General features: G+C 68.7%; 2 protein-coding genes. Both read right to left on the reverse strand.

Features of this window, described 5'->3' with window-relative positions; translation table 11 throughout:
* Positions 1-318: 318 nt before the first annotated feature.
* Positions 319-1,281, reverse strand: a complete 963-nt coding sequence (locus ACQ4N9_RS22515) for an alpha/beta hydrolase (RefSeq protein WP_390969975.1) — start codon at positions 1,279-1,281, stop codon at positions 319-321.
* A gap of 29 nt (positions 1,282-1,310) precedes the next feature.
* On the reverse strand, positions 1,311-6,000 hold a 4,690-nt coding region (locus ACQ4N9_RS22520), incomplete at its 5' end, for an amino acid adenylation domain-containing protein (RefSeq protein WP_430933759.1).

A 6,000-nucleotide genomic window follows, 5' to 3' on the forward strand; every position in this document is an offset into this window, starting at 1 on the left:
TAGATATGCAGCGCTCTCAAGATCGAGCGCCGCCCGCGCGGCGCATCGCTGGCAAGCCAGCTCCCACATTTGTTTCGGGCCAATTACTCCTGTTGTTTCATCGCTGTACGCCTTGTTGGGCCGACTCGATTTCGAAGTGGGCGCTGAAGGCCCTGCGCCTGACTTCAGACATGCACCAAGGCGTGCAGCGGTACCTTCACAGGAGTGACTGGCCCGAAACAAATGTGGGAGCTGGCTTGCCAGCGATGCGCCGCGCGGGCGGCGCTCGATCTCACAGGCGCTACAAAAACACCGCCAGGCACCTGACGGCCCTCACGCTCACCCCACCTGACGCAGCATCCAGGCATTGACCTCCTGGTAAATCTGCCCCACCCGATCAACCATCCCCGACATGCGCAGGAAGTCGTGGGTCAGCCCCTCCTCCAGGCTGTACGCAAGCTCGGTACCGGCCCCGCGCAACAACTCGGCATAGGCCACTCCCTCGTCACGCAACGGGTCATACCCGGCCACCGCCAGCCAGGTCGGCACCTGGGCCGCCAGCGCCTCGATGCGCAATGGCGACACGCGCCAGTCCAGGCGCTGCTCCGGCGCCACGCAGTACTGCGCGTAGAACCATTCCAGGGTGGCGCTCTCCAGCAGGTACCCTTGCGCGTAACGGCTGTGGGACGGCCGCTGGCACGCGGCATCGGCCACCGGATAGAACAACGCCTGCGCCCGCGGGCGCAAGGCGATGTCAGCCGGCTGGCGCTGGGCGATCAGCGCCATCACCGTGGCCAGGGTGGCGCCGACGCTATCGCCGGCGAACACCGCCCGCCCGGCATCCGCGCCCCACTGCCCGGCGTGCTCGGCCAGCCAGTTGGCGCTGTCCAGGCAATCGTGCAGGGCCGTGGGGAAGACATGCTCCGGCGCCCGCCGATAGTCACACGCCAACACCACGAAATCGCCGCTGTTGGCCAGCCGACGGCACACCGAGTCATGGGAATCGAGGCTGCCGACCACATAACCGCCGCCGTGCAGGTAAAGGATGACGGGGCGCAGCGCGCCACCGTCGTATTCGCTGCGGTACAGCCGCGCATCCAGGCCGTGGCCGTCGCGGGCGGTGATGCGCAGCGGCACCACCTGCAGTTGCCCCGGCGGGCTCAGGTCGAGCACCGCCGAAGCCTGCTCGAAGTCCTCCCGCGCCCGCTCGACACCCAGCTCGTGCATCGGGCGGGTCTTGCCACTCAGTCGGCCAAACTCGGCCAGTTCCAGAAAATCCGCCAGATCAGGGTGCAACGCCATGGGTAAGCCCTTGTTCATGTTCATTCTCGTCACGCCCGGGCCAGCACCAGCCGCCGCAGTTCGGCGACCAGGCTGTCCAGGCACGTTTGGCTGCCAAGCATCTGGAAGTGCGATGCCGCGACCTGGCCATCCACTTCGCGCGCGCCAATGGCCCGCACGAAGTCGCCACGCACCTCGGCGCTCTGCCCGGCGGCCCACCAGCACAGGCCCTGGGCCCGGGTCGCCGGCAGACTGTCCAGTTGCTGCGACAAGCCCTTAAGACGCATGGCGACACGGAAGGTGTGAGCCAGCTCGTCGGCGGCGAAGCCCGCGTAGGCCGAACCGTTCAGCCCCTTGCCCTGCAGCGCGGCGATCACCGCCTGCAACGGCGCCAGTTGCTCGACATCCTCCAGCACCGGCAGGCGCAAGTCATCCCGCGGCGTACCGAAGACCACCTCGAGGAAGGCCCGCAGGTCGGCGTCCAGGCTGTCGTCGGCGCCGGCATCGGCCCCCGGCACGAAGCTGTCGACCAGGCCCAGGAAGGCCACGGTCTGCCCCTGGCGCTCCAGCTCCTCGGCCACCAGCAGCGCCAGCGGCGCCCCCAGCGACCAGCCCAGCAGGTGGTACGGGCCGTCGGCCTGTTTCTGCCGGATGTACTGGCTGTAGTCGATGGCCATGGCCTGCAGCGAGGTGTCCTGCCAGTCGCGGTCCAGCAGCATGCGGCATTGCATGCCATAGACCCGGCGTTCGCCGTCCAGGCGCCGCGCCAGCGGCTCGTAGTCGAACACCGTGCCGAAGCCTGCGTGCAGGCAGAACAGCGGCGCGGCCGCAGCCACCTCACTGTTGAGTGCCAGCAGCGGGTCGAGCTCGGCGTCGGCAACTTCGCTGTAGCCGGACAGCTCGGCGATGGTCGGCCGGGTCATCATGTCGCGCAGTTTCAGCTCGATGCCAAGGTCGGCGCTGCGCACCTTGCCCAGCACTTTCAGAGTGGTCAGCGAGTCGCCGCCGATTTCGAAGAAGTTGTCGGTGACCCCTACCCGCTCCAGCTGCAGCACCTCCTGCCAGATCTGCGCCAGCGCCTGCTCCAGGGCATTGCGCGGGGCGACGTGGCTGGCCGAGGTGAAGTCTGGGTCAGGCAGCGCCTTGCGGTCGACCTTGCCGTTGGGGTTCAACGGCAGCTGGTCGAGCACCACGATCTGCAGCGGCACCATGTAGTCCGGCAGCTCCTGCCCCAGCACGCCGCGCAGGCGCTCGCCAAGGCCGGCGTCGGCGCTGGCGGCGACGTAGCCGATCAGCTGCTTGCCGGCCTGGCTGTCACGCGCCACCACCACCGCGTCGCGTACCTCGACGGCACGGCGCAGGCGCGATTCGATCTCGCCCAGCTCGATGCGGAAGCCACGCACCTTGACCTGATGGTCCAGGCGGCCCAGGTAATCCACCACGCCATCGGCGCGGCGCCGCACCAGGTCACCACTGCGGTACAGGCGCCCGCCCTGGCCGAACGGGTCGGCGACGAAGCGTTCGGCGCTGAGCCCCGGGCGGCGGTGGTAACCGCGCGCCAGGCAAGCGCCACCGATGTACAACTCGCCGGCCACGCCATCGGGCACCGGGTTGAGCTGGTTGTCCAGCACATACAGGGTGCGCGCACCAACGCGACGACCGATCGGCGCATACACCGCCTCGCACTGCTGGCTGGCGTCGGCCTTCCACAGCAACGGCGTGACCACGGTTTCGGTCGGGCCGTAGCCGTTGGTCAGGGTGCGCGGCTTGAGGGTGCGCTTGACCAGCTCGAAGTTGGCCTCGGCCACCGCGTCGCCGCCAAAGCAGTACACCCGGACCGGCGGCGCCTCGCGGCCTTCGCAGTACTCGGCGAGCTGCTGCAGATAGGCCGGCGGGAAGCAGGCCACGTCGATACGCTGCTGGTGCAAGGCCTGCCAGGTTTCCTCCGGCGTCCACAGCCGGTTGTCACGCAGCACCAGGCAGCCGCCATGGGACAGGGTGGTCAACCAGCGCTCCTGGGCACCGTCGAAGGCGAACGACATGAACAGCAGTTCACGGGTGTGCGCGTCCATCTGATACAGGCCACCGATTGCCTGGCAATGCAGGGCGATCGCGCCCTGGGCCACGGCCACGCCCTTGGGCAGGCCGGTGGAGCCGGAGGTGTAGATCAGGTAGGCCAGGTGCTCGGCCAGCGCGCGCGGCGCCGGCGCGGTGTCGGGCTGGCCGCTCAGGTCGAGGGTGTCCAGCTCGATCAACGGCGCGCTGGCGGCCATGCGTTCGCTCAGTCCCGACTGGGTGATCAGCACGGTCATCTGCGAATCGTCGACGATCCACTCCAGGCGTTCACGCGGGTAGTCGATGTCCAGCGGCACGTAGGCGGCGCCGGTCTTCATCACCGCGTAGAACGCGACGATCACCTCAACGCTGCGCTCCAGGGCAATACCCACCAGGCTTTCCGGGCCGATGCCCAGGCCGCACAGGTGCTGCGCCAGGCGGTTGGCGCGGCTTTCCAACTGGGCATAGGTGAGGCGTTCGGCGCCACACACCACCGCCTCGGCGTCCGGCCGTGCCAGGCCGTGGGCGACGATGCGCTGCACCAGCGGCGTCGCCGCGGCTTCGCCGGCCGGCAACAGGTTCTCGGCCCAGAGCATCTGCTGCTGGGCGGCGTCGAGCATGCCCAGGCTGCCCAGGCTGCTGTCCGGCGCATCCAGCATGCCCTGCAGCAAGCTCTCGAAGCTGCCCAGGACCTTGGCGCAGGCCTGCTCGCTGAAGCGGTCGGTGCGGTACAGGAACTCGATGCGCAGGGTCTGGCCGAGCATTACCGCCAGGTCCATCGCATAGTTGGTGACATCGCGGCCCGCCACCTCGCCGAACTGCAACTCATCGCTGCCGGCTTCCTTGAGGCGTTCGTCCACCGGGTAGTTTTCGAACACCACGATGCTGTCGAACAGGCTCTGCCCGCCCTGCCCCGACCAGCGCTGGATATCGGCCAGTGCGCTGTGCTCATGCTCGCGCACTTCCAGGTTGTAGCCCTGCAGCTCGCCCAGCCAGCTGGCCAGGGTTTGCTGCGGCTGCGGTGCCTGCACGATCGGCAAGGTGTTGATGAACAACCCGAGCATTTCGTCGGCACCCGCCAGGCTAGCCGGGCGACCCGCCACGGTGGCGCCGAAGCACACCGTGTCCTGCCCGGTGTAGCGCTGCAACAGCAGCACCCAGGCGGCCTGGATCAGCGTGTTGGGCGTTACCCGCAGGCGCTGGGCCTGTTCGCGCAGCTGCGCCGTGCGGCTGGCCGACCAGTCCAGGTACAGCGCCTGGTGGCCTGGCTGCGGCGCCTGAGGCGCCGGCAGGCTGCTGGCCAGCGCGGTGCTGCCCTCGAGCGTGCGCAGCTTGTCCTGCCAGAACGCCTGCTGGGCCGGCAGCGACTGCTGTTGCAGCCACTCGATATAGTCGCGGTAGCGCCCACGCTTGCCCGGCAGCGCCTGGCCGGCATAGGCCTGGAACACCTCGCCAAGCAGCCGCGAGTTGCTCCAGCCGTCCATCAGGATGTGGTGGCTGGTCCAGATCAGCTGGTGCCGCTGATCGTCCAGACGGACCATGGTCAGGCGCGTCAAGGGTGCGCGCAGCAGGTCGAAGCCCTGCTCGCACTCGGCGCTGGCCAGGGCACGCAGGTCGGCTTCGCTGACCTGCCGCTCACGCCAGTCCAGCACCTGGGCCGGCAACGCGGCCTGGCGCAGCACCACCTGCAGCGGCTCGCGCAGCGTGCTGGCAGTCCAGAAACCGGTGCGCAGGATCTCGTGGCGAGCGATCACGCTGTTCCAGGCGGCAATGAAGCGCATGGCATCGAGCCCACGCACCTCGACACTGCTCTGGTTGATATACAGCGCGGCGCCATCGGCCTCCAGGGAGTGGAACAGCATGCCCATCTGGGTCGGCGACAGCGGGTAGATATCCTCCACCTGCGCCAGTGGCAGCGGCAGGCTGTCGAGGGTCGCCTGGTCGAGCTGGCACAGCGGGAAGTCCGACGGCGTGGCACTGGCCTCGGCCAGGCCGCGGCAGTGATCGGCCAACAGCACCAGCTCGGCGCTGTAGGCATCGGCCAGGGCCTGGATCTCGCCCTCGTCGAAGCATTCGCCACTGAAGGTCCAATTGACGCTCAGCTCACCGCCGTACACCTGGCCGTTGAGGGTCAGCCAGTTGGCCAACGGTGCATCGAGGTCCTGTTCCTGGCCGGCGCTTTCGTCAGCCGGGCTGAACAACGCCTCGCCTTCGTCGAAGCTGGCGTCGAACTGGCCCAGGTAGTTGAAGGTGATGCGTGGCTGCGCCAGCCCCGCCAGGCTGGCCCGCGCCGCGTCGTCACCGAGGTAGCGCAGGGCGCCGTAGCCGATGCCCTTGGCCGGGATCGCCCGCAGTTGCTCCTTGATGCCACGGATCGACTCGCGCAGGCCCTCGGCCGGGGTCAGGCGCACCGGGTACAGGCTGGTGAACCAGCCGACGCTGCGGCTCAGGTCGAGGCTGTCGTCCAGCGCCTCGCGGCCATGGCCCTCGAGCTGGATCAAGGTGTCCGCGTGCTGGCTCCAGCGGCAGACCACACGGGCCAGCGCCGTCAGCAGCAGGTCGTTGACCTGGGTGCGGTAGGCCGCCGGGGCGTCCTGCAGCAGGCGGCGGGTGGCCTCCTGGTCCAGGCGCGCATTGACGGTCACGGCGTGACGGTTCTGCTGGCCGCCCTGCGGGTTGCGGGCC

This window comes from Pseudomonas sp. ES1, assembly GCF_050586605.1.
In the GTDB taxonomy this organism is placed as follows: domain Bacteria; phylum Pseudomonadota; class Gammaproteobacteria; order Pseudomonadales; family Pseudomonadaceae; genus Aquipseudomonas; species Aquipseudomonas sichuanensis.